Origin of the sequence: Halomonas aquatica, from assembly GCF_040196335.1 — a bacterium.
In the GTDB taxonomy this organism is placed as follows: domain Bacteria; phylum Pseudomonadota; class Gammaproteobacteria; order Pseudomonadales; family Halomonadaceae; genus Halomonas; species Halomonas aquatica.
Genome location: NZ_JBEGCJ010000006.1, coordinates 63,135 through 83,860, shown reverse-complemented (window position 1 = coordinate 83,860; position 20,726 = coordinate 63,135). Strand labels below are relative to the sequence as shown.

The 20,726-nt window shown below is 65.9% G+C and carries 18 protein-coding genes; 17 read left to right on the top strand and 1 reads right to left on the bottom strand.

Annotation, left to right across the window (positions count from 1 at the left end; genetic code table 11):
* Nucleotides 1-7: 7 nt before the first annotated feature.
* Complete coding sequence (gene map, locus ABE960_RS13680) at nucleotides 8-799, bottom strand: type I methionyl aminopeptidase (RefSeq protein ID WP_349762858.1); 792 nt, start codon at nucleotides 797-799, stop codon at nucleotides 8-10.
* Nucleotides 800-1,083: 284 nt separating this feature from the next.
* Here map and rpsB point away from each other — a divergent pair, with 284 nt between their 5' ends.
* From rpsB to accA, 17 genes are all read left to right on the top strand, one after another.
* The gene (rpsB, locus tag ABE960_RS13675; RefSeq protein WP_349762857.1) at nucleotides 1,084-1,842 is read left to right on the top strand and encodes a 30S ribosomal protein S2; all 759 of its coding nucleotides are present in this window, start codon (nucleotides 1,084-1,086) and stop codon (nucleotides 1,840-1,842) included.
* A gap of 137 nt (nucleotides 1,843-1,979) precedes the next feature.
* Nucleotides 1,980-2,849 carry a translation elongation factor Ts gene (gene tsf, locus ABE960_RS13670; RefSeq protein ID WP_349762856.1) on the top strand — a complete coding sequence of 290 codons (870 nt, stop codon included), beginning with the start codon at nucleotides 1,980-1,982 and terminating at the stop codon, nucleotides 2,847-2,849.
* A gap of 115 nt (nucleotides 2,850-2,964) precedes the next feature.
* The gene (gene pyrH, locus ABE960_RS13665) at nucleotides 2,965-3,732 is read left to right on the top strand and encodes a UMP kinase (RefSeq protein WP_349762855.1); all 768 of its coding nucleotides are present in this window, start codon (nucleotides 2,965-2,967) and stop codon (nucleotides 3,730-3,732) included.
* 4 nt (nucleotides 3,733-3,736) lie between these two features.
* Nucleotides 3,737-4,294, top strand: a complete 558-nt coding sequence (gene frr / locus ABE960_RS13660; RefSeq protein WP_349762854.1) for a ribosome recycling factor — start codon at nucleotides 3,737-3,739, stop codon at nucleotides 4,292-4,294.
* A 113-nt stretch (nucleotides 4,295-4,407) separates the two neighbouring features.
* Nucleotides 4,408-5,199, top strand: coding sequence for a polyprenyl diphosphate synthase (uppS, locus tag ABE960_RS13655; RefSeq protein ID WP_349762853.1), 792 nt, complete (start codon nucleotides 4,408-4,410; stop codon nucleotides 5,197-5,199).
* Between the two features lie 4 nt (nucleotides 5,200-5,203).
* On the top strand, nucleotides 5,204-6,004 hold the full coding sequence (locus tag ABE960_RS13650; RefSeq protein WP_349762852.1) for a phosphatidate cytidylyltransferase: 801 nt from the start codon (nucleotides 5,204-5,206) through the stop codon (nucleotides 6,002-6,004).
* Complete coding sequence (gene ispC / locus ABE960_RS13645) at nucleotides 6,001-7,182, top strand: 1-deoxy-D-xylulose-5-phosphate reductoisomerase (protein ID WP_349762850.1); 1,182 nt, start codon at nucleotides 6,001-6,003, stop codon at nucleotides 7,180-7,182. Before ABE960_RS13650 ends, ispC begins: the two co-directional genes overlap by 4 nt.
* 39 nt (nucleotides 7,183-7,221) lie before the next feature.
* Nucleotides 7,222-8,580, top strand: coding sequence for an RIP metalloprotease RseP (gene rseP / locus ABE960_RS13640; RefSeq protein ID WP_349762848.1), 1,359 nt, complete (start codon nucleotides 7,222-7,224; stop codon nucleotides 8,578-8,580).
* A gap of 87 nt (nucleotides 8,581-8,667) precedes the next feature.
* Entirely contained in the window at nucleotides 8,668-11,019 is a 2,352-nt protein-coding gene (gene bamA, locus ABE960_RS13635; RefSeq protein WP_349762847.1) for an outer membrane protein assembly factor BamA, read from the top strand.
* Nucleotides 11,020-11,048: 29 nt separating this feature from the next.
* On the top strand, nucleotides 11,049-11,555 hold the full coding sequence (locus ABE960_RS13630) for an OmpH/Skp family outer membrane protein (protein WP_349762846.1): 507 nt from the start codon (nucleotides 11,049-11,051) through the stop codon (nucleotides 11,553-11,555).
* A gap of 33 nt (nucleotides 11,556-11,588) precedes the next feature.
* Nucleotides 11,589-12,626 (top strand): UDP-3-O-(3-hydroxymyristoyl)glucosamine N-acyltransferase, encoded by a 1,038-nt coding sequence (gene lpxD, locus ABE960_RS13625; RefSeq protein WP_349762845.1) that lies wholly within the window; start codon nucleotides 11,589-11,591, stop codon nucleotides 12,624-12,626.
* 107 nt (nucleotides 12,627-12,733) lie between these two features.
* Complete coding sequence (gene fabZ / locus ABE960_RS13620; RefSeq protein WP_349762844.1) at nucleotides 12,734-13,177, top strand: 3-hydroxyacyl-ACP dehydratase FabZ; 444 nt, start codon at nucleotides 12,734-12,736, stop codon at nucleotides 13,175-13,177.
* Nucleotides 13,174-13,941: an acyl-ACP--UDP-N-acetylglucosamine O-acyltransferase gene (gene lpxA, locus ABE960_RS13615; protein ID WP_349762843.1), complete on the top strand. Its 768-nt coding sequence runs from the start codon at nucleotides 13,174-13,176 to the stop codon at nucleotides 13,939-13,941. The genes fabZ and lpxA overlap by 4 nt, the downstream gene beginning before the upstream one ends.
* Nucleotides 13,942-13,954: 13 nt before the next feature.
* Nucleotides 13,955-15,175, top strand: a complete 1,221-nt coding sequence (lpxB, locus tag ABE960_RS13610) for a lipid-A-disaccharide synthase (protein WP_349762842.1) — start codon at nucleotides 13,955-13,957, stop codon at nucleotides 15,173-15,175.
* A 54-nt stretch (nucleotides 15,176-15,229) separates the two neighbouring features.
* Nucleotides 15,230-15,841, top strand: a complete 612-nt coding sequence (gene rnhB / locus ABE960_RS13605) for a ribonuclease HII (protein WP_349762841.1) — start codon at nucleotides 15,230-15,232, stop codon at nucleotides 15,839-15,841.
* Between the two features lie 141 nt (nucleotides 15,842-15,982).
* Nucleotides 15,983-19,489, top strand: a complete 3,507-nt coding sequence (gene dnaE, locus ABE960_RS13600) for a DNA polymerase III subunit alpha (RefSeq protein WP_349762840.1) — start codon at nucleotides 15,983-15,985, stop codon at nucleotides 19,487-19,489.
* Between the two features lie 277 nt (nucleotides 19,490-19,766).
* Nucleotides 19,767-20,720: an acetyl-CoA carboxylase carboxyl transferase subunit alpha gene (gene accA / locus ABE960_RS13595; RefSeq protein ID WP_349762839.1), complete on the top strand. Its 954-nt coding sequence runs from the start codon at nucleotides 19,767-19,769 to the stop codon at nucleotides 20,718-20,720.
* Nucleotides 20,721-20,726: the final 6 nt, after the last annotated feature.

Here is a 20,726-nt window from a genome sequence, read left to right as displayed (position 1 = left end):
CGTCGACTCAGTGGTCGAGGAAGGAAAGGTCTTCGCCGTGGCGGGCGGTGAGCACCTCCACCCCCGTCGCGGTGACCAGCAGCGTGTGCTCCCACTGGGCGGTGAGGCCCTTGTCCTTGGTCACGGCCGTCCAGCCGTCGCGCAGCACCTTGGTACGATAGTCCCCGACGTTGATCATTGGCTCGATGGTGAAGCACATGCCTTCCTCCAGAGCGATGTCGGCCTCGGGGGCATAGCCGTCGTAGTGCAGGATCTGGGGGTCCTCGTGAAACCCCGCGCCGATGCCGTGGCCGCAGAAGTCACGCACCACCGAGTAGCCGTTGGCCTCGGCGTGGGACTGGATGGCCCGGGCCAGTTCGGACAGGTGCACGCCCGGACGGACCAGCGCGATGCTGTGGTAGAGGCACTCCTGGGTGACCCGGCAGAGGCGCTCCCCCTGGATGCTCTCGCCGATGATGAACATCATGCTGGTGTCGCCGTGATAACCGTCGGCGGTCTTCACGGTGATGTCGATGTTCATGATGTCGCCCTTCTTGAGCTTCTTGGCGTCATCCGGGATGCCGTGGCAGACCACGTGGTTGATCGAGGTACAGATCGACTTGGGGAAGCCGTGGTAGTCCAGCGGCGCGGGAGTGGAGCCCAGTTCGTCGACGATGTAGGCGTGGCAGAGCCGATCCAGCTCGCCGGTGCTCACGCCGGCCTTCACATGCGGGATGATCATCTCGAACACGCTGGCGGCCTGGCGGCCCGCCTCGCGCATCTTCTCGATCTCGTCGGGCGTCTTGATGGTTACGTTCATGGAATCTCGAATCAGGGGTAGTGGTGCCCGGACATCGGCAGGGGCAGGCAACGGGCGACTTCATCTCTGAAGCCATCTATGGTATAAAGCTGCGCGCTTTCCTGCAATCGCGGAGCCCCGTCGATCATTCGGCATCTCGGCGAGGCTCGGGAAGGCGCGTCAATCAATGCAATGCCTTGAAAACACACATGCACCGTCACATGGTCCCGGGTGCTGTCGGTTCACCCCGGCGGTCGGATCCATGGGGTGCGTGGAGGCCTAACCCGATTTTCCAGGAGTCATCCATGGCACACGTCAATATGCGTGACCTGCTGAAGGCAGGTGCTCACTTCGGTCACCAGACCAAGTACTGGAATCCGAAGATGAGCAAGTACATCTTCGGCGCCCGTAACAAGATCCACATCATCAACCTCGAGCACACTCTGCCGGCCCTCAATGAGGCCATCGATGTGGTCGAGAAGATGGCAGCGTCCAACAACAAGATCATGTTCGTCGGCACCAAGCGCAGCGCGAGCAAGATCATCAAGGAAGAGGCGAACCGCGTCGGTCAGCCGTTCGTCAACCACCGCTGGCTCGGCGGCATGCTGACCAACTACAAGACCATCCGCGTTTCCATCAAGCGCCTGCGCGAACTCGAGGCCATGCACGAGGACGGCACCTTCGAGAAGCTGACCAAGAAGGAAGTGCTGATGGCGACCCGCGAGCAGGACAAGCTCGAGCGGTCCGTGGGTGGTATCAAGGAAATGGGCGGCCTGCCCGATGCCCTCTTCGTGATCGACGTCGATCACGAGCGCATCGCCATCAACGAGGCGAACAAGCTGGGCATCCCGGTCATCGGTGTGGTGGACACCAACTCCGATCCCGATGGCGTCGATTACGTCATCCCGGGCAACGATGACTCCATCCGCGCCATCCAGATTTACGTCAGGTCCGTCGCCGACGCCTGCGCCCGTGCGAAGGAAGGTCGTCCCGACGAGTTCGTCGAGGTCACCGAGGCCGAAGCCGCAGCCGAAGAGACCCAGGACGACGCCGCCGCCGAGTGATCGTCGGCCCGCCTGGGCCGGCCCGTATGCCGCCACCCAGGTGGCGGCTCGCCGGACAGGCGAAAGGGGGCCCAGGCCCCCTTTTCTCTCTTTTTTCCGCGTTTTATCCAGGTCGAACCATTTCAGAGGACACTACCATGGCAGCTATCAGCGCCTCCCAGGTCAAGGAACTGCGCGAGCGTACCGGGCTCGGCATGATGGAGTGCAAGAAGGCACTCACCGAGACCGATGGTGACATTGAGCAGGCCATCGAGAACCTGCGCAAGAATTCCGGCCTCAAGGCCGCCAAGAAGGCCGGCCGCACCGCCGCCGAAGGCGCCGTGGTCACCCGTGTGGCCGAGGACGGCAGTTACGGCGTGATGGTCGAGATCAACTCCGAGACCGACTTCGTCGCACGTGACGACAACTTCAAGGCATTCACCGACAAGATCGCCGACGCCTTCTTCAGCGCCAAGAGCGAGGACGTGGCCGCCGTGATGGAAGGCGACCTCGAGACCGCTCGCGAGCAACTGGTGCAGAAGATCGGCGAGAACATCGGCGTGCGTCGCTGCGTCGTCGTCGAGGCCGGCGAGGGCAATCTGGTGGGCGAGTACGTCCACGGTGGCCGCATCGGCGTGCTGACCACCCTGAAGGGCGGCAATGCCCAGGCGGCCAAGGACGTCGCGATGCACGTCGCCGCCATTAACCCGGCCGTGGCGCTTCCCGAGGATATGCCCCAGGAGCAGCTGGACGCCGAGAAGGCGATCATCCTGGCCCAGCCGGACATGGCCGGCAAGCCGGAGCAGATCGCCGAGAAGATGGTCCAGGGCCGCCTGAAGAAGTACCTGGCCGAGAACAGCCTGACCGAGCAGCCCTTCGTCAAGAACCCCGACCAGTCCGTGGCCGAGTTCGTCAAGGCCGCCGGCGGCGAGGTGATCGGCTTCACCCGCTTCGAGGTGGGCGAGGGCATCGAGAAGGAAGAGGTCGACTTCGCCAAGGAAGTGATGGAACAGGCCAAGCGCAGCTGAGGTCTCAAGTTCCAGTGTGAAGAAGGCGTGCGCGCGAGCGCACGCCTTCGCGTGTCCGGCCGGTGCATCCGGCCACCCATCAGGTCCCATGCGTCGAGAATCCCGGAGACACCCCATGACCAGTGCCGCCCAACCTGCCCCCAGCAAGCCCGAGAAGTCTCGCACCGAGGTATCCAAGTACAAGCGCATCCTGCTCAAGCTCTCCGGTGAGGCCCTGACCGGAGATGCCGAGTTCGGCATCGATCCCAAGGTGCTGGATCGCCTGGCGCTGGAGATCGGCCAGTTGGTGGGTATCGGCGTCCAGGTCGGTATCGTGGTCGGTGGCGGCAACCTGTTCCGCGGTGCGGCCCTGCACGAGGCGGGCATGGACCGGGTCACCGGTGATCACATGGGCATGCTGGCCACGGTGATGAACGCCCTGGCCATGCGCGACGCCCTGGAGCGCTCCAACATCCGTTCGCGGGTGATGTCGGCGATTCCCATGAGCGGCGTGGTGGAACATTACGACCGCCGTACCGCCATACGCTACCTGACGTCCGGCGACGTGGTACTGTTCTCGGCCGGCACGGGAAACCCGTTCTTCACCACCGATTCCGCGGCCTGCCTGCGCGGCATCGAGATCGATGCCGACGTGGTGGTCAAGGCCACCAAGGTGGATGGGGTCTACGACAAGGATCCGGTCAAGCACGCCGATGCGGTCAAGTACGAGCAGCTGTCCTATGATGATGCGCTTGAACAGAAGCTCGGGGTGATGGATTTGACCGCCATCTGCCTGGTGCGTGACCATGACATGCCGGTGCGGGTCTTCAACATGAACAAGCCTGGCGCCCTGCTGAACCTGGTGGTGGGCGGCAAGGAAGGCACGCTGATTGACAGAGGGTGAGACAGTGATTGACGACATCAAGAAGGATGCGGAAAGCCGCATGAAGAAGAGCCTTGAGGGCCTTCACTCCAATTTCAACAAGATCCGCACCGGCCGGGCGCACCCCAGTATTCTGGATGCGGTGACCGTCGAGTACTACGGTGGACAGGTGCCGCTCAACCAGGTGGCCTCGATCAATGTCGAGGATGCCCGGACCCTGGCCGTGGTGCCCTGGGAGCAACAGATGGTTCCCAAGATCGAGAAGGCCATCATGACCTCCGATCTGGGGCTCAACCCGGCGAGCGCCGGCAACGTGATCCGCGTGCCGATGCCGATGCTCACCGAGGAGACCCGCAAGGGGTACATCAAGCAGGCCCGTCAGGAAGCCGAGCATGCCCGTGTGGCGGTGCGCAACGTGCGCCGCGATGCCAACGGCGATTTCAAGTCTCTGCTCAAGGAGAAGGAGATCACCGAGGATGAGCAGCACGGGGCCGAGGATGCCATCCAGAAGCTTACCGACAGCATCGTCGCCGAGATCGACAAGGCGCTGGAGTCCAAGGAACATGACCTGATGCAGGTCTGAGGACGGCGGGCGGCACCGGCAAGCGGTGCCGCCGGATCGTCCCTCGATGAGTCGCGGGCACTCGGCCCGTGGCTCGTCGGCCTTCATGCTCTTACCCCGCCATGCGAGACATCATGACGTCACCGCAGTCTCCCCGTCCCGCGGCACCCCCCGATCACGGGCCCACTTTCGCCGAGGCCCCGCTGCCGCGCCATGTCGCCATCATCATGGACGGCAACAATCGCTGGGCGAAGGCTCGCGGCCTCTCCGGCATCCGCGGCCATCATGCCGGCGTCGAGGCGGTGCGTGCCGTGATCCGTCGCGCCGCTGAACGCGGCATCGAGACCCTCACGCTGTTCGCCTTCTCCAGCGAGAACTGGAAGCGTCCCGCCAGCGAGGTCAATGCCCTGATGGAACTCTTCCTCATGGCGCTCCAGCGCGAAGTGAAGAAGCTGCACCGGCACGGCATTCGACTCTCGGTGATCGGTGACCGCAGCGGCTTCTCATCCTCGATCCAGAAGCACATCGACAGCGCCGAGGCGCTGACCCGGGATAACACGGGCCTTCACCTGGTGATCGCGGCGAACTACGGTGGTCGCTGGGACATCGCCGGTGCCGCTCGCCGGCTGGCAGAGCGGGTCGCCGCAGGCCAGCTCGACCCCGAGTCGATCGACGAGCAGTCCATGGACGAGGAGGTCAGCCTGTCCGGTGATGCGCCGGTGGACTTTTGCATCCGTACCAGCGGCGAGCAGCGGATCTCCAACTTCCTGCTCTGGCAGATGGCCTATGCCGAGCTCCATTTCACGCCAGTGCTGTGGCCCGACTTCGACGGCGAGGCCTTCGACCGCGCCCTGTCCGACTTTCAGGGTCGTCAGCGTCGCTTCGGCATGACCGACGAACAGCTCGAGGCGCAGCAGGGTGGTTAGCAACGTGCTGAGACAACGAATCATCACCGCGGCCTGGCTGGCGCCCCTGGCCCTGTTCGGCCTGTTCGGCCTTCAGGGCACGGGCTTCGGACTGTTCACCGCGGCCATCGTGCTGCTGGGGGCCTGGGAGTGGGCCAACCTCGCCGGTATCGCCTCTCCGGCCCGTCGTCTGCTGCCGGTGGCCGGCCTGGCCTTGCTGATGGCGCTGTGCTGGTCCACCGGCGTCGCCTGGGCCGCCTGGCCGCTATGGCTGGGAGCGCTGGGCTGGCTGGCCAACCTCTACTGGGTGACCGGTTATCCCGAACGCCTCGAGCAGTGGCAGTCGACCACCATGCGCCTGGCCATGGGGCTCTGGGTACTGCTGCCGACCTGGGTGGGTTTCAACGTCCTGCATGACAGCGGTGCCGCCTGGTTGCTCTTCGTGCTGCTGCTGGTGTGGGGAGCCGATATCGGCGCCTACTTCGTCGGCCGAGCCCTCGGCCGACACAAGCTGGCTCCCAGTGTCAGCCCCGGCAAGACGTGGGAGGGCGTCGCCGGTGGCCTCGCCGTCACCGCCGTGCTGGCGGTCGTCTTCGCGACCTGGCTGGAACTCGGTCTCGCCGGGGGCCTCGCGCTGCTGGCGGCGACCCTGGTGGTGACCCTGGCCTCGGTGCTGGGGGATCTGCTGGAAAGCATGCTCAAGCGCCACCGTGGCATCAAGGATTCCAGCCGGCTGCTGCCGGGCCATGGCGGGGTACTCGACCGGGTCGACAGCCTGACGGCCGCAGTCCCGCTGTTCGCCCTGCTGCACGGGGGCCTGCTGTGACCCTTCGTCACGTGACCGTGCTGGGCGCGACCGGCTCCATCGGCACCAGTACCCTGGAGGTGCTCGCCCTTCACCCGACTCGCTACCGGGTGCATGCGTTGACCGCCCATCGCTCCCGGGAGGCGCTGTTGGCCCAGTGCCGGGTCCACCGGCCGGCGGTGGCCGTGCTCGACGGTGAGGGCGATGCCGCCTGGCTGCGCGAGCGCCTCGCCGAGGCGGGGCTCGCGACCGAAGTTCGCGCCGGGACCGAGGCCCTCGTCGAGGTGGCCGAGGCCGCCGAGGTGGACACCGTGATGGCGGCCATCGTCGGTGCCGCCGGCCTGCTGCCGACGCTCGCCGCCGTGCGCGCCGGCAAGCGGATATTACTGGCCAACAAGGAGGCCCTGGTGATGTCCGGGGCGCTGTTCATGGACGCGGTGGCACGCCATGACGCCACCCTGCTGCCTATCGATTCCGAACATAATGCCATCTATCAGTGTCTACCCGTCGAGCATCGCGGCGGCCTGGCGCAACACGGGGTGACACAGCTGCTGCTGACCGCCTCCGGTGGCCCCTTCCGCGGCTGGACGCATGCCGACCTCGCTGCCGTGACCCCCGACCAGGCCTGTGCCCATCCCAACTGGTCCATGGGGCGAAAGATCTCGGTGGATAGCGCCACCCTGATGAACAAGGGGCTCGAGCTGATCGAGGCGTGCTGGCTCTTCGATGCCCGCCCCGACCAGATTCAGGTGGTGGTGCATCCGCAGAGCGTGATCCACTCGATGGCGGCCTACAGCGATGGTTCGGTGATTGCGCAGTTGGGCAACCCGGACATGCGCACTCCCATCGCCTATGGGCTGTCCTGGCCGGAGCGCATCGAGGCCGGGGTTGAGCCACTGGACCTCTTCCAGATCGCACGGCTCGACTTCGAGCCCGCCGACGAGCCCGCCTTTCCCTGCCTGCGTCTGGCCCGTGAGGCCATGGCGGCGGGGGGAACGGCACCGGCGGTACTCAATGCCGCCAACGAGGTGGCAGTGGATGCGTTTCTCGCCGGCCGCCTCGGTTTCACCGGCATCGGCGACCTGGTGGCTAGGGTGCTCGATGCGCGCCCGGTCGAGTCCGCCGGGGATCTCGAGACCATCCTCGACGCCGATTCCCTCGCCCGGCAAGAGGCGCTTGCCGGGTTGGCGCGGCAATGACGCTCGCGCTTCGATGCTGTTGACTGCAAGGAGACTGTCGTGGGCCTGATCCAGAACGTGTTGGCCGTCATCGTGGTGCTCGGCCTGTTGATCACCTTCCACGAGTTCGGCCACTTCTGGGTGGCACGGCGCTGTGGCGTGAAGGTGCTGCGCTTCTCGGTGGGCTTCGGCAAGCCGCTGTGGTCGTGCCGGGATCGCCACGGCACAGAGTTCGCGGTGGCTGCCATCCCGCTGGGGGGCTACGTCAAGATGCTCGACGAGCGCGAGGGCCCCGTCGACCCTTCCGAACGGCACCTTGCCTTCAACAACAAGACGGTCTGGCAGCGCATCGCCGTCGTCTCCGCCGGGCCCCTGGCCAACTTCCTGCTGGCCATTGTCGCCTACTGGGCGCTGTTCGTGGCAGGCACCACCACGGTGGCACCGGTGATCGGTAGCGTGGCGCCGGATTCTCCGGCCAGCCGCGGCGGTCTCGCGGCGGGACAGGAGATCACCGCGGTGCAGGGCGCGGCAGTTCGCTCCTGGGACGATATCAATCTCAAGCTGGTGGCGGCCATCGGCGCCAGTGGTGAGCTCGAGGTGGAGGCGCGCGACGATGTCACCGCTGTCCCGCAGACCTATCGACTGCCGGTGGAGGAGTGGCTGGTGCGCCAGGATCCACCGCGTCCGCTGACGACCCTGGGGGTGGCCCCCTGGCGGCCCGAGATCCCTGCGGTGCTGGGCCAGGTGGTCGAGGGCGAGGCCGCCGCCGAGGCAGGCCTGCAGGCCGGTGACGAGGTGGTGGCGATAGATGGCGAGCCGGTGGCGGACTGGTCGGCCTTCGTCGACCACATCCGCGCCAGTCCCGGTGAGCTCCTCGAGGTCGCGGTGCTGCGTGACGGCGAACGGCGCTCATTCCCTCTCATGCCCCGTCGCAACGAACTGGAGGCGGGCGTGACCGTCGGCTACATCGGCGTCGGCGTCGAAGCCGTCTCCTGGCCCGACGAATATCGCCGTGAGATCCGCTACGGTCCCCTGGCCGCCGTCGGGCAGTCATTGTCGCGGACCGGTGAGATGACGGTGCTGACCCTGGGGGCCATTCGCAAGATGGTGGTGGGGCTGATTTCGCCGAGCAACCTCTCCGGCCCCATCACCATCGCCCGGATTGCAGGCGATTCCGCGCGCAGTGGCCTCGAGAGCTTCGTCAGCTTCCTGGCCTACCTCTCGATCAGCCTGGGGGTGCTGAACCTGCTGCCGATCCCGGTGCTCGATGGCGGCCACCTGCTTTATTACCTGGTGGAGGTGGTCCGGGGCCGCCCGGTATCCGAACAGGCCCAGGCGGTGGGCTTGCGCATCGGCCTGGCCCTCGTCGGCACCCTGATGCTGATGGCCCTCTATTTCGACCTGATGCGGCTCTGGTAGCCGGGCGTCGGCTTGTCAGTGGCCAGTACAAATGTATATGGTGCCAGTCTGGACAGGACGGCAGATCAACGCGAGCGAATCGACTGCATGAATATCAAGACCATCGGATTGGCGGCATTCCTGCTCGCTGGTGCCCAGGCGGCACTGGCGGAATCTTTCGACGTTTCCGACATAAGGGTTGAGGGACTTCAGCGGGTCTCTCCCGCCTCCGTTTTCAATGCCTTCCCTGTCAGTGCTCGCGACCGGGTCGATGAGCGAGACCTGGCCGAGGCGGCCCGTGAGCTCTTCGCCACGGGCCTTTTCGAGGACGTCAGCCTGGCCCGTGAGGGTGACGTGCTGATCATCCAGGTGGTCGAGCGGCCGACCATCGCGCGACTCGACATCGAGGGCAACAGCCAGATCCCCGACGAGGACCTGCGCGACGGCCTCAAGCAGGCCGGCCTGGACGAGGGGCAGGTCCTGCAGCTCTCCACTCTCGAGGAGATCCAGCGTGAACTGGAAGGCGTCTACCAGGCCCAGGGTCGCTACAGTGCGCGCATCGACACCTCCGTCGAGGAAGTGGGCGCGGGCCAGGTTCAGGTCAACATCGACATAGACGAAGGGGCGGTCGCCAAGATTCGTCAGATTAACATCGTCGGCAACCGTGATTTCGACGACGAGGATCTTAAGGAAGTCTTCGAGCTCGAGGACACCCCGGGCTGGTTCTTCGGCTGGTTCTCGAGCGATGAGTATTCCCGTGAGGCGCTGGCCGGCGACCTGGAAAGGCTGCGCTCCTTCTATCTGGATCGCGGCTACGTGAACTTCAACATCGAGTCTTCACAGGTCTCGATCAGCCCTGACAAGTCTCGGATCTTCGTCACCGTGAACATCGACGAGGGCAACCAGTATCGCCTCGGGGACATCCGTTTCTCCGGTGATCTGAGGATCGCCGAGCGCGAGGCCCGTCAGCTGCTGGAAGTGGAGAGTGGCGAGATCTTCTCGCGCAGCGACGTCACCGCCTCATCGGAAGCACTGCGCTCGCGACTCGGCGCCGAGGGCTTCGCCTTCGCCAATGTCGACGGCATTCCCGAGGTCGCCACGTCAGGCGATACCGTGGACCTGACCTTCCGGGTCGAGCCCGGCCGGCGCGCCTATGTGCGACGCATCGAGTTTACCGGCAACACCACCACCCAGGACGAGGTGCTGCGGCGCGAGATGATCCAGATGGAGGGGGCACCGGCCTCCACCGAGTCGATCAGCCGCTCGCGCCAGCGCCTGGAGCGCCTGGGCTTCTTCAAGCAGGTCGACGTGGAGACGCGTCCCGTGGCCGGCCAGCCCGACAAGCTCGATGTCACCTACACGGTGGAGGAGCAGCCTTCGGGCTCGATCTCCGCCAGCATCGGCTTCTCCCAGAGCGCCGGGGTCATCTATGGTGCCTCGCTGTCCCAGAACAACTTCCTGGGCACGGGGAACCGGGTCAACGTCGGCGCCCAGCGCAGCGACACCTTCACCAGCCTCAACTTCGGCTTCACCGATCCCTACTGGACCCTGGACGGCATCTCCCGCGGCTACAACCTCTTCTACCGCGAGACCGACTACGAGGATTCCGACATCTCGACCTACTCCACCGACGCCTACGGTGGAGGCATCAACTTCGGCTACCCGGTCAACGAGCTGACCCGGATGAACTTCGGGGCCAGTGTCGAGGACCTGTCCATCGAGACCTATCGTGACACCGCCTCCGAGATCCAGCGTTATGTCGATGAGCAGGGGAGCGACGCCCAGAGCCTGAAGCTGACCGCCAGCTGGACCCGCAACAACCTCAACCGCGGCATCATGCCAACCGCCGGTAATTATCAGCGCCTGTCGCTGGAAACTGCGGTGCCGGGCAGTGATGCCGAGTACTACAAGCTGCGGGCTCGAGCCCGCCAGTTATTCCCGTTCAACGAGGAGCAGACCTGGGGCCTGAAGTTCAGCGGCGAGCTGGGCTATGCCGACACCGTCGGCAACGACCCCTATCCGTTCTACGAGAACTTCTTCTCCGGCGGTCTTGGCTCGGTGCGCGGCTTCACTGGCAACACCCTGGGCACGCCCACCACGTCCCAGAGAGAGGCGGGCGGCGAGGATCGCACCCTGGGCGGCAATATTCTGGTGGAGGGCAGCGCCGAGGTACTCTTCCCGATGCCCTTCGTCGAGGACCAGCGCTCCCTCCAGGCCTCGCTGTTTCTGGATGCCGGCAACACCTTCCTCACCTCTTGCTATCCGGTGCTCGAGGATGATGCCGACCGCCAGCAGTGTGAATCCGGGGTGGACCTGGGCGAGCTGCGCTACAGCGCGGGGATCGGGCTCTCCTGGCTGACGCCGGTGGGCCCGCTGACCTTCAGCGTCGCCGAGCCGCTCAACGACAAGGAGGGTGACGACACCCAGTTCTTCCAGTTCTCGCTGGGTCAGACCTTCTGATCCGGTCCTTCCTCGAGGAGTCCCCTAGCATGCGCACGCTGTTCGCCGCCCTTTGTCTCGGTCTTCTGGCCGTCGTCACCCTGCCGGCCCAGGCCGCCGAGGTGGCCGTGCTAGACTGGCGTGCCGCGCTGATGGAGACCGACGCCGCCCAGCGTTCCATGAACCAGCTGCGCAACCGGCTCGTCGGCCAGCAGCGGGAGGCCGAGGCCCTGGGCGAGGAACTCCAGCGGATGCAGCAGCGCCTTCAGCAGCCGGGCGAGAGCATGACCGAGACCGATCGGCGCACCATCCTCCAGGAGTTTCAGCGTAAGGGTCAGCGCTTCGAGCAGCTGCGTCGGGAGATCGGCCAGGCACGACAGCAGGCCGAGCAGGCGTTCCTCCAGGAGGCAGAACCGCGGCTGGACCAGGCGGTACAGCAGGTCATCGATCGGCATGGCGTCGAGGTGCTGGTGGACCCGGAGGGGGTGCTGCATGCCGAGGAGGACCTGCAGAACCTGACCGCGGAAGTCACCGAGATCCTCAATAGCCTCTACTAAGCCGGCCGTCCGCCCCTACGACAGCGAGTCTCCATGAACCAAGACGCCCGAATCCTGACACTGGCCGAGATCGCCGAGCGCCTGGGAGCTCGCCTGAAGGGTGACGGCGAGCGGCGGGTAAGCGGCCTGGCCACGCTGCGGGATGCCGAGCCGGATCAGGTAGCCTTCCTCGCCAACCGAGCCTACCTCAAGGATCTGCCGGAGACGCGGGCTGCAGCGGTGCTGCTGGCCCCGGAGCATGGGGGGTCCTGCCCGGTGGCATGCCTGGAGCTGGATAATCCTTACCTGGGCTATGCCGAGCTCTCACTCCTCTTCGACCCCCTGGCCGGGCGCACCCCGGCCGGCATTCATCCCACGGCGGTGGTCGCCGATGACGTTCGCCTCGGCGATAACGTGGCCATCGGCCCCCAGGCGGTGGTCGAGGCCGGGGTCGAGCTGGGTGACGAGGTGGTCGTCGGCCCGGGCTGCGTGGTGGGTGCGGATTCTCGCATCGGCCCCGGATCGCGCCTGCATGCCAATGTCACCGTCTGCCATGGGGTGGTGATCGGTCACCGGGCCATCCTGCACAGCGGCTGCGTAATCGGCGGTGATGGTTTCGGCTTCGCCCATGATGGCGGGCGCTGGCACAAGATAGCCCAGCTGGGTGGCGTGGTGCTGGGCGATGACGTCGAGGTGGGCAGCTGCTCGAGCATCGATCGCGGTGCCCTCGGCGACACCGTTATCGGCGATGACGTCAAGATCGACAGTCAGGTGCAGATCGCCCACAACGTGCAGATCGGTGACCACAGTGCCCTGGCAGGCTGCGTGGGCATCGCCGGCTCTACCCGGGTGGGCAAGCACTGCATGCTGGGGGGCGGCGTCGGTCTCTCCGGTCACCTGACCATCACCGATGGGGTGCAGGTCACCGGCATGAGCCTGGTAACCAATTCGATCCTCGAACCCGGCATCTACTCGTCGGGCACCGGCGCCATGGACAACGCCCAGTGGCGTCGCAATGCGGTGCGCTTCAAGCAGCTCGATGACATCGCCCGGCGACTGTTACGGCTCGAGAAGGCCGGTCGCAGCGGTTGAGGCCCCATCACAGAGCGGTATAATCCACTGCCTGTCTTCGCCGGCGCCAGAGTGCCGGCCTTGCCCCTCCGAGGGAAGGGTATTCTGTCATTTCAGAGGTCGCTACGATGGTAATGGACATCAACGAGATTCGTGAATATCTGCCCCACCGCTACCCCTTCCTGCTGGTGGATCGGGTCACGGAGATCACGCTGGGGGAATCCATCGTTGCCTACAAGAATGTCAGCATCAACGAGCCCTTCTTCAACGGCCACTTCCCGCACCATCCGATCATGCCCGGCGTGCTGGTGGTCGAGGCCCTGGCCCAGGCCTGTGGCATACTCGGCTTCAAGACCGTCAACAAGTTGCCCGCTGACGGCTATGTCTACTACCTCGTCGCCAGCGACAACGTGCGCTTCAAGCGACCGGTGATGCCCGGCGACCAGCTGGTGCTGGAGGCCAGGGTCGAGCGAACCAAGAGAGGCATCTGGAAGTTCGCCTGTCGGGCCACCGTCGGCGGCGAGCTGGCCTGCGAGGCCGATATCACCTGTGCCGAGAGGAAGGTCGCTTGATACACCCCACCGCCCTCATCGATCCCGCGGCGCGGCTGGCCGATGATGTCGAGGTCGGCCCCTTCACGGTGGTCGGGCCCGATGTCGAGATCGGGGCCGGCAGCCGGATCGGCCCCCATGTCGTGATCAAGGGGCCCACCGTGCTGGGCGCGCGCACCCGCATCTTCCAGTTCGCCTCGGTGGGTGAGGATTGTCAGGACAAGAAGTATGCCGGCGAGCCGACTCGCCTGGTGATGGGCGACGACAATGTCATCCGCGAAGGCGCCACCCTGCATCGCGGCACCGTCCAGGACCGTGGCGAGACTTCCATCGGGTCGCGCAACCTCTTCATGGCCTACGTGCACGTGGGCCATGACTGCGTGATCGGCGACGACTGCATCCTCGCCAACCAGGTGACGCTCGCCGGTCACGTGAAGATGGGGGATTTCGTGATCATCGGCGGCCTCTCGGCGATCCACCAATTCTGCCACTTCGGTGACCACGCCATGGCGGGTGGTGGCTCGATCATCACCAAGGATACCCCGGCCTGTGTGATGATCAACGGCAACCCGGCACAGGTCCACGGCCTCAACCTGGTGGGGCTCAAGCGCCGCGGCTTCTCGAAGGAGGCCATCCGGGCCCTGAGCGAGAGCTACAAGCTGGTCTACCGCCAGGGTCTGACCACGGAGCAGGCGCTGGGCCAGATTCGTGCGCGCTTCGCGCTGCCCGAGACCGAGGCCTTCGCCGCCTCCATCGAGGTCTCGACCCGCGGCATCATCCGCTGAGTGGAGCGCGGTCATGACGATCCGTCGCGTCTATCTCGTCGCCGGCGAGCTCTCGGGGGACCTGCTGGGAGCCGGCCTGATGCGTGCACTCAAGGCGCGCCATCCGGACATCGACTTCCGCGGCATCGGCGGCCCGCGCATGATCGCGGAGGGCATCGACAGTCGCTTTCCCCTCGAGACTCTCTCGGTGATGGGCCTCGTGGAGGTCCTCAAGCACCTGCCAGGGCTGGTGAGGGTGCGCCGCGCACTCAGGCGCGATGCCCTGGCCTGGCAGCCGGACATCATGGTCGGCATCGATGCCCCGGACTTCAACCTGGGCCTCGAGCGGCAGCTGCGCGAGGCCGGCCTTACCACCGCTCACTACGTCAGCCCCTCTGTCTGGGCCTGGCGGCAGGGGCGCGTCAAGGGCATCAGTCGAGCCGTCGATGCCATGCTCACCTTCCTGCCCTTCGAGGCCGCCTTCTATGCTCGCCACCGAGTCCCCGTGGCCTTCGTCGGCCATCCCTTGGCCGATGAGCTGCCACTGGAAAATGACCGTGAGGCGGCCAGGCGAGAGCTCGGGTTGGCGGGGCATCAAGAAGGAGAGACTGCTCCACTGCTGGCCGTGCTGCCGGGCTCGCGAGCCAATGAGATCCGCTTCCTGGGAGGGGCCTTCCTCGATGCCGTCGAGCGCCTCTGCCGGGAGCGTCCCGCGCTGAAAGTGGTGATCCCCGCTGCCACCCCGGCGCGCCGGGACGAACTCGAGACATTGCTGGAGGCCCATCCGGCACTGCAGGGGCGAGTCATCCTGCTCGACGGGCGGTCGCGAGAGGCCATGGTGGCAAGCGATGCGGTGCTGCTCGCCTCCGGCACCGCGGCCCTGGAGGCGATGCTCTGCCACCGCGCCATGCTGGTGGCCTATCGCATGGCACCGGCGACCCACTGGCTGGCGAAACGGCTGGTCAGGACCGAGTGGATCTCGTTGCCCAACCTGATCGCCAGGGAGACCCTGGTGCCGGAGCTGATCCAGGAGGCGGCGAGTCCGGAGGCCATCGCCGCCCGGCTCGGCGAGATACTCGATGATGACGCAGGCCGGATGGCGCTGGAGGAGCGTTTCGCCGCGATCCATGCCGGCCTGCAGCGTGATGCCAGTCGCCGTGCCTGCGAGGCCATCGAGGCGCTGGTGGCGGGGCAGGCCCTGCCGGCGAGCGTCGCCCCCGAGGCGGGCGAGGTCGCCTCCGGCGAGGGCCGGTGATGAAGGCTCTCCAAGAGGGTCCCGTCATGAAGGTCCGGACATGAAGGGCCGGCCATGAACAGAAAGGCGCTGCCGCCGCTGGTGATCGACTATGCGGGGAATCGCCTGGCCGGGGTCGACGAGGTCGGCCGGGGCCCCCTGATCGGCCCGGTGGTCGCCGCGGCGGTGATCCTGGATCCCGAACGGCCTATCGAGGGTCTCGATGACTCCAAGGCGCTCACGGCCCGTCGACGCGAGGCGCTATGTGGCGAGATCCGCGAGAGGGCGCTGGCCTTCGCCCTGGCCGAGGCCAGCGCCGCCGAGATCGATGCGCTCAACATCTATCATGCTACCCATCTCGCCATGCGCCGGGCCATCGACGCCCTGGTCCCGGGGCCGGAGTACCTGCTGGTGGACGGCAATCGCCTGCCCGGGCATCATGTCCCCGGCCAGGCGGTGGTCAAGGGCGATGCCCGCCATCCCGCCATCGCCGCCGCCTCGATACTCGCCAAGGTGGAGCGCGACGCGGGCATGGTGGCCCTGGACGCCCGGCATCCCGAGTACGGTTTCGCCCGCCACAAGGGCTACCCGACCCGCGAGCACCTGGCCGCCCTGGAGCGCCTGGGAGCGCTGCCCGAGCATCGTCGATCCTTCGCGCCCGTCAAGCGCCAGCTGGCGCTACTCTGAAGGTTGGTCAGTGAAGATCGATTAGTGTTGGCCAAGAGAGGCCCGGCATCCCGGGGCCTGACTCCCACCAGCTTTGCGTTACTACCGTGTCGACGATTTCTTTCTCCGTGTTGACCCACAACCGCTATGCCTGAGTTCGCCATGACTGCACCCTTCGTTCATCTTCGCGTACACAGCGAGTTCTCCCTTGTCGACGGCCTGGTGCGTCTCAAGCCACTGGTCCAGGCCGCCGTGGATCAGGGCCTGCCGGCCCTGACGCTGACTGACGAGACGAACCTCTTCGGTCTGGTCAAGTTCTACAAGGGTGCCCAGGGCGCGGGGCTCAAGCCGATCATCGGCAGCGACCTTTGGTTGGCCAATCCCCATGACGAGGAGCACCCCTATCGCCTGACCCTGCTGGCCATGGACGAGACCGGCTACCGCAACCTCACCGAGCTGATCTCCCGCGGGTGGATGCACGGTCAGCGCCAAGGCCAGGCCCTGCTCGACAAGGCCTGGGTGCTTGAGCAGAGCGAGGGACTGATTGCGCTCTCCGGCGGTCGGGAAGGCGAGGTCGGCCGACACCTGCTCAGCGACCACCATGACGAGGCCAACCTCCTGCTCGAGGAGTGGAATGCCGCCTTCCCGGGGCGATTCTACCTGGAACTGACTCGCACCGGCCGTCCCCTGGAAGAGGAGTGTGTGCATCTCTCTGTGGACCTGGCCATCGAGACCGGCACCCCGGTGGTGGCCACCAACGACGTTCGCTTTCTCGCCAGGGAGGATTTCTGGGCCCACGAGACCCGGGTGGCCATCGGCGAGGGCAAGGCGCTGGACGACAAGCGTCGCGAGCGGCGCTACACCGAAGAGCAGTACCTCAAGAGCCCCGAGGAGATGGCCGAGCTGTTCTCCGATATTCCCGAGGCGCTCGAGAACAGCGTGATGATCGCGGCACGCTGCAATGTGGAAGTGCGCCTGGGCGAGATCTTTCTGCCCGAGTTCGAGATCCCCGAGGGGCTGACCCAGGACGAGTTCTTCCGCAAGATCTCCCACGACGGCCTTACCGAGCGCCTGGACGTTCTCTTCCCGGCCGAGCGCTATCCGCGGAACGGGGCCGAGTATGCCGAGATCGATGTCCGCTATCGTAAGCGCCTCGACTTCGAGCTCGACATCATCATCCAGATGGGCTTTCCCGGCTACTTCCTGATCGTGATGGACTTCATCCAGTGGGCCAAGGACAACGACGTCCCGGTGGGGCCGGGGCGCGGCTCCGGTGCCGGCTCGCTGGTGGCCTACGCCCAGAAGATCACCGATCTCGACCCCATCGGCTACGACCTGCTGTTCGAGCGTTTCCTCAACCCCGAGCGGGTCTCGATGCCCGACTTCGACGTCGACTTCTGCATGGAGAAGCGTGACCGGGTCATCGACTATGTGGCCGACCGTTACGGCCGGGACGCCGTCTCGCAGATCGTCACCTTCGGAACCATGGCCGCCAAGGCGGTGGTGCGCGACGTGGCCCGCGCCCAGGGCAGGCCCTATTCGCTGGGCGACAAGCTCTCCAAGCTGATCCCCTTCGAGGTGGGCATGACCCTGGCCAAGGCCATCGAGGCCGAGCCGGCGCTCAAGGAGTTCATCGAGGCCGACGACGAGGCCGCCGAAATTTGGGAGATGGCGCTCAAGCTCGAGGGCATCACCCGGGGCACCGGCAAGCACGCGGGCGGGGTGGTGATAGCGCCCACCAAGCTCACTGACTTCTCGCCGCTCTTGTGCGACGAGGAGGGCAACGGCCTGGTGGTACAGTTCGACAAGAACGATATCGAGGACGCCGGCCTGGTCAAGTTCGACTTCCTGGGCCTGCGCACCCTGACCATCATCGACTGGGCGCTGGAGATGGTCGACAAGGTGCGGGCCACCGAGGACAAGGGGTCGCTGGACATCGACACCATCCCGCTGGATGACGCGCCCACCTTCGAGATGCTCAAGAAGGCCGAGACCACGGCGGTCTTCCAGCTCGAGTCCCGCGGCATGAAGGAACTCATCAAGCGCCTGCTGCCCGATTCCCTGGAGGACATGATCGCCTTGGTGGCGCTGTTCCGTCCGGGGCCCCTGCAGTCGGGGATGGTGGACGACTTCATCAACCGCAAGCACGGTCGGGCGGAGATTTCCTATCCCCACCCGGACTACCAGCACGAGTTACTCAAGCCGGTGCTCGGCCCCACCTACGGCATCATCCTCTACCAGGAGCAGGTGATGCAGATCGCCCAGGTGATGGCCGGCTACAGCCTGGGCCAGGCCGACATGCTGCGCCGGGCCATGGGCAAGAAGAAGCCCGAGGAGATGGCCAAGCAGCGCGCGGGCTTCATGGAGGGCTGCGCGGCCAACGGCATCGACAAGGATCTGGCCGGCAACATCTTCGACCTGGTGGAGAAGTTTGCGGGCTATGGCTTCAACAAGTCCCACTCGGCGGCCTATGCGCTGGTCTCCTACCAGACCGCCTGGCTCAAGGCGCACTATCCCGGGCCCTTCATGGCCGCGGTGATGTCCACCGAGATGGACAACCTCGACAAGGTGGTGCCGTTGATCGAGGAGTGCCGCCACCAGGGGCTCACGGTGACGCCCCCCGACGTCAACGTCGGTGGCTACCGCTTCACCGTCGACGACCAGGCCAGGGTGGTGTACGGCCTGGGCGCGATTCGTGGGGTCGGCGAGGGTCCGATCGGTGCCATCGTCGAGGCTCGGGAGTCGGAGGGCCCCTTCGAGGACCTCTTCGACTTCTGTCGCCGGGTCGACCCGAAGCGCATGAACAAGCGCACCCTGGAGGCGCTGATCCGCGCAGGCGCCCTGGACACCCTGGGGCCGAGCCGCGCGGTGCTTGCCGCGGCGCTGGAGGATGCCCTGAAGGCCGCGGCCCAGAACCAGTCCAACCAGAACCTGGGCATGGTGGACATGTTCGGCGAGGCCTTCGCCGCACCGGACGATGCCGAGAAGGATGCCTACGGCGACTATCGCCGGGCCCGAGAGTGGACCGACAAGGAGCGCCTGGCCGGCGAGAAGGAGACCCTGGGGCTCTACCTGACGGGTCACCCCATCGACGAGTACGAGCAGGAGCTCGCGCGCTTCGTCTCGACCCGCATCGTCGACCTCAAACCGTCCCGGGAGCCCCAGCGGGTGGCCGGGCTGGTGGTCGCGGTGCGGACCATGAAATCCAAACGCGGCGACACCATGGCCTTCGTCACGCTGGACGACAGGACCGGGCGCATCGAGGCTTCGCTGTTCGGCGAGCTATACGACCAGCTGCGGGGGCGCATCGAGGCCGATCAGGTGATGATCGTCGAGGGCGAGGTCGCAAGCGACGACTATTCCGGTGGCCTGCGCATGCGTGGCAAGGAGGTCACCCCCATGGTCGAGGCGCGCAGCCGCTTTGGACAGGCGGTGGAGCTCTCCCTGGATGGCGCTCGTCTCAATGGCCGCCTGGTGGACAGCCTGCGTGCGAGCCTCTCGCCCTTCCGCGACGGGGCAGGCCTGCCGGTGCGCCTCAAGTACCGCAACGCCGAGGCCTCGGGATGGATGGAGCTCGCCGAGGAGTGGCGGGTCACGCCCTCCGACGAGCTGCTCACGGTGCTGCGCGAGGTGCAGGGGCAGGATGGTGTGCGCCTCAAGTACCGCTGAGCATGAGCGGGAACGACCTGCGTCACCGCGCTTTGAGGTGCCGGGGGAGGCCGGCAAGGAGGTCCTGCGCCAGGGATGGCGCCGGTAGCGTACAGGGAGGTATTTACGGCGCCTCCTTGAGGCCTGCCGCCGGCGCCGTCTCGCGGCACGGCAAATCGCTGCGGCCGAGTCGCCTTGCGCCTTGCGTTGAGGGTGCGATAATGCCTGCCATGCTAATCCTTCGCGCTACCCTCTCGATCTCGGGACGGGTAGTGAAACACGACAAGGCGTCTGGCCAATGAATCCCAACTATCTTGACTTCGAACAGCCCATCGCCGAGCTCCAGGCCAAGATCGAGGAGCTGCGGCTGGTCGGCAACGACAGCCAGGTCAATCTCAGTGACGAGATCGGTCGCCTCGAGGAGAAGAGCCGCAAGCTCACCGAGTCCATCTTCAAGGACCTGACCCCCTGGCAGGTCTCCCAGCTCTCGCGTCATCCCCGGCGGCCTTACACCCTGGATTACCTGGAGCACCTCTTCAGCGATTTCGACGAGCTCCATGGCGACCGCCACTTCGCCGACGATCCAGCCATCGTCGGAGGGGTCGCCCGACTCGACGACAGGCCGGTGATGGTGATCGGCCACCAGAAGGGTCGCGACGTGAAGGAGAAGGTGCGCCGCAACTTCGGCATGCCGCGCCCCGAGGGATATCGCAAGGCGTGCCGGCTGATGGAGATGGCCGAGCGTTTCAAGATGCCGGTACTGACCTTCATCGATACCCCCGGCGCTTACCCCGGCATCGACGCCGAGGAACGGGGCCAGTCCGAGGCCATCGCCCATAACCTGGCGGTGATGTCGCGGCTCAGGACCCCCATCCTGGCCACGGTGGTGGGCGAGGGCGGCTCGGGCGGCGCGCTCGCCATCGGCGTCTGCGACGAGCTGGCCATGTTGCAGTATTCCACCTATTCGGTGATCTCCCCCGAGGGCTGTGCCTCCATCCTGTGGAAGAGCGCCGAGAAGGCGCCTGATGCGGCCCAGGCCATGGGCATCACCGCCGAGCGCCTCAAGGAACTGGGCCTGGTCGACACCCTGATCCCTGAGCCGCTGGGTGGCGCACACCTGCACCCGGTGACCACCGCCGAGCGTGTCAAGTCATCGCTGCTGGCGAGCCTCGATCGCCTGGAGTCGATGGACATGGAGCAACTGATGGAGCGTCGTTACGAACGCCTGATGAGCTACGGCGCGCCGGTGTAAGCCCTC

What these genes read in the sequence shown, in the direction of transcription:
- map (WP_349762858.1), bottom strand. Translation starts at nt 799, where the DNA reads ATGAACGTAACCATCAAGACGCCCGACGAGATCGAGAAGATGCGCGAG.
- rpsB (WP_349762857.1), top strand. Translation starts at nt 1,084, where the DNA reads ATGGCACACGTCAATATGCGTGACCTGCTGAAGGCAGGTGCTCACTTC.
- tsf (WP_349762856.1), top strand. Translation starts at nt 1,980, where the DNA reads ATGGCAGCTATCAGCGCCTCCCAGGTCAAGGAACTGCGCGAGCGTACC.
- pyrH (WP_349762855.1), top strand. Translation starts at nt 2,965, where the DNA reads ATGACCAGTGCCGCCCAACCTGCCCCCAGCAAGCCCGAGAAGTCTCGC.
- uppS (WP_349762853.1), top strand. Translation starts at nt 4,408, where the DNA reads ATGACGTCACCGCAGTCTCCCCGTCCCGCGGCACCCCCCGATCACGGG.
- bamA (WP_349762847.1), top strand. Translation starts at nt 8,668, where the DNA reads ATGAATATCAAGACCATCGGATTGGCGGCATTCCTGCTCGCTGGTGCC.
- ABE960_RS13630 (WP_349762846.1), top strand. Translation starts at nt 11,049, where the DNA reads ATGCGCACGCTGTTCGCCGCCCTTTGTCTCGGTCTTCTGGCCGTCGTC.
- lpxD (WP_349762845.1), top strand. Translation starts at nt 11,589, where the DNA reads ATGAACCAAGACGCCCGAATCCTGACACTGGCCGAGATCGCCGAGCGC.
- fabZ (WP_349762844.1), top strand. Translation starts at nt 12,734, where the DNA reads ATGGTAATGGACATCAACGAGATTCGTGAATATCTGCCCCACCGCTAC.
- lpxB (WP_349762842.1), top strand. Translation starts at nt 13,955, where the DNA reads ATGACGATCCGTCGCGTCTATCTCGTCGCCGGCGAGCTCTCGGGGGAC.
- rnhB (WP_349762841.1), top strand. Translation starts at nt 15,230, where the DNA reads ATGAACAGAAAGGCGCTGCCGCCGCTGGTGATCGACTATGCGGGGAAT.
- dnaE (WP_349762840.1), top strand. Translation starts at nt 15,983, where the DNA reads ATGACTGCACCCTTCGTTCATCTTCGCGTACACAGCGAGTTCTCCCTT.
- accA (WP_349762839.1), top strand. Translation starts at nt 19,767, where the DNA reads ATGAATCCCAACTATCTTGACTTCGAACAGCCCATCGCCGAGCTCCAG.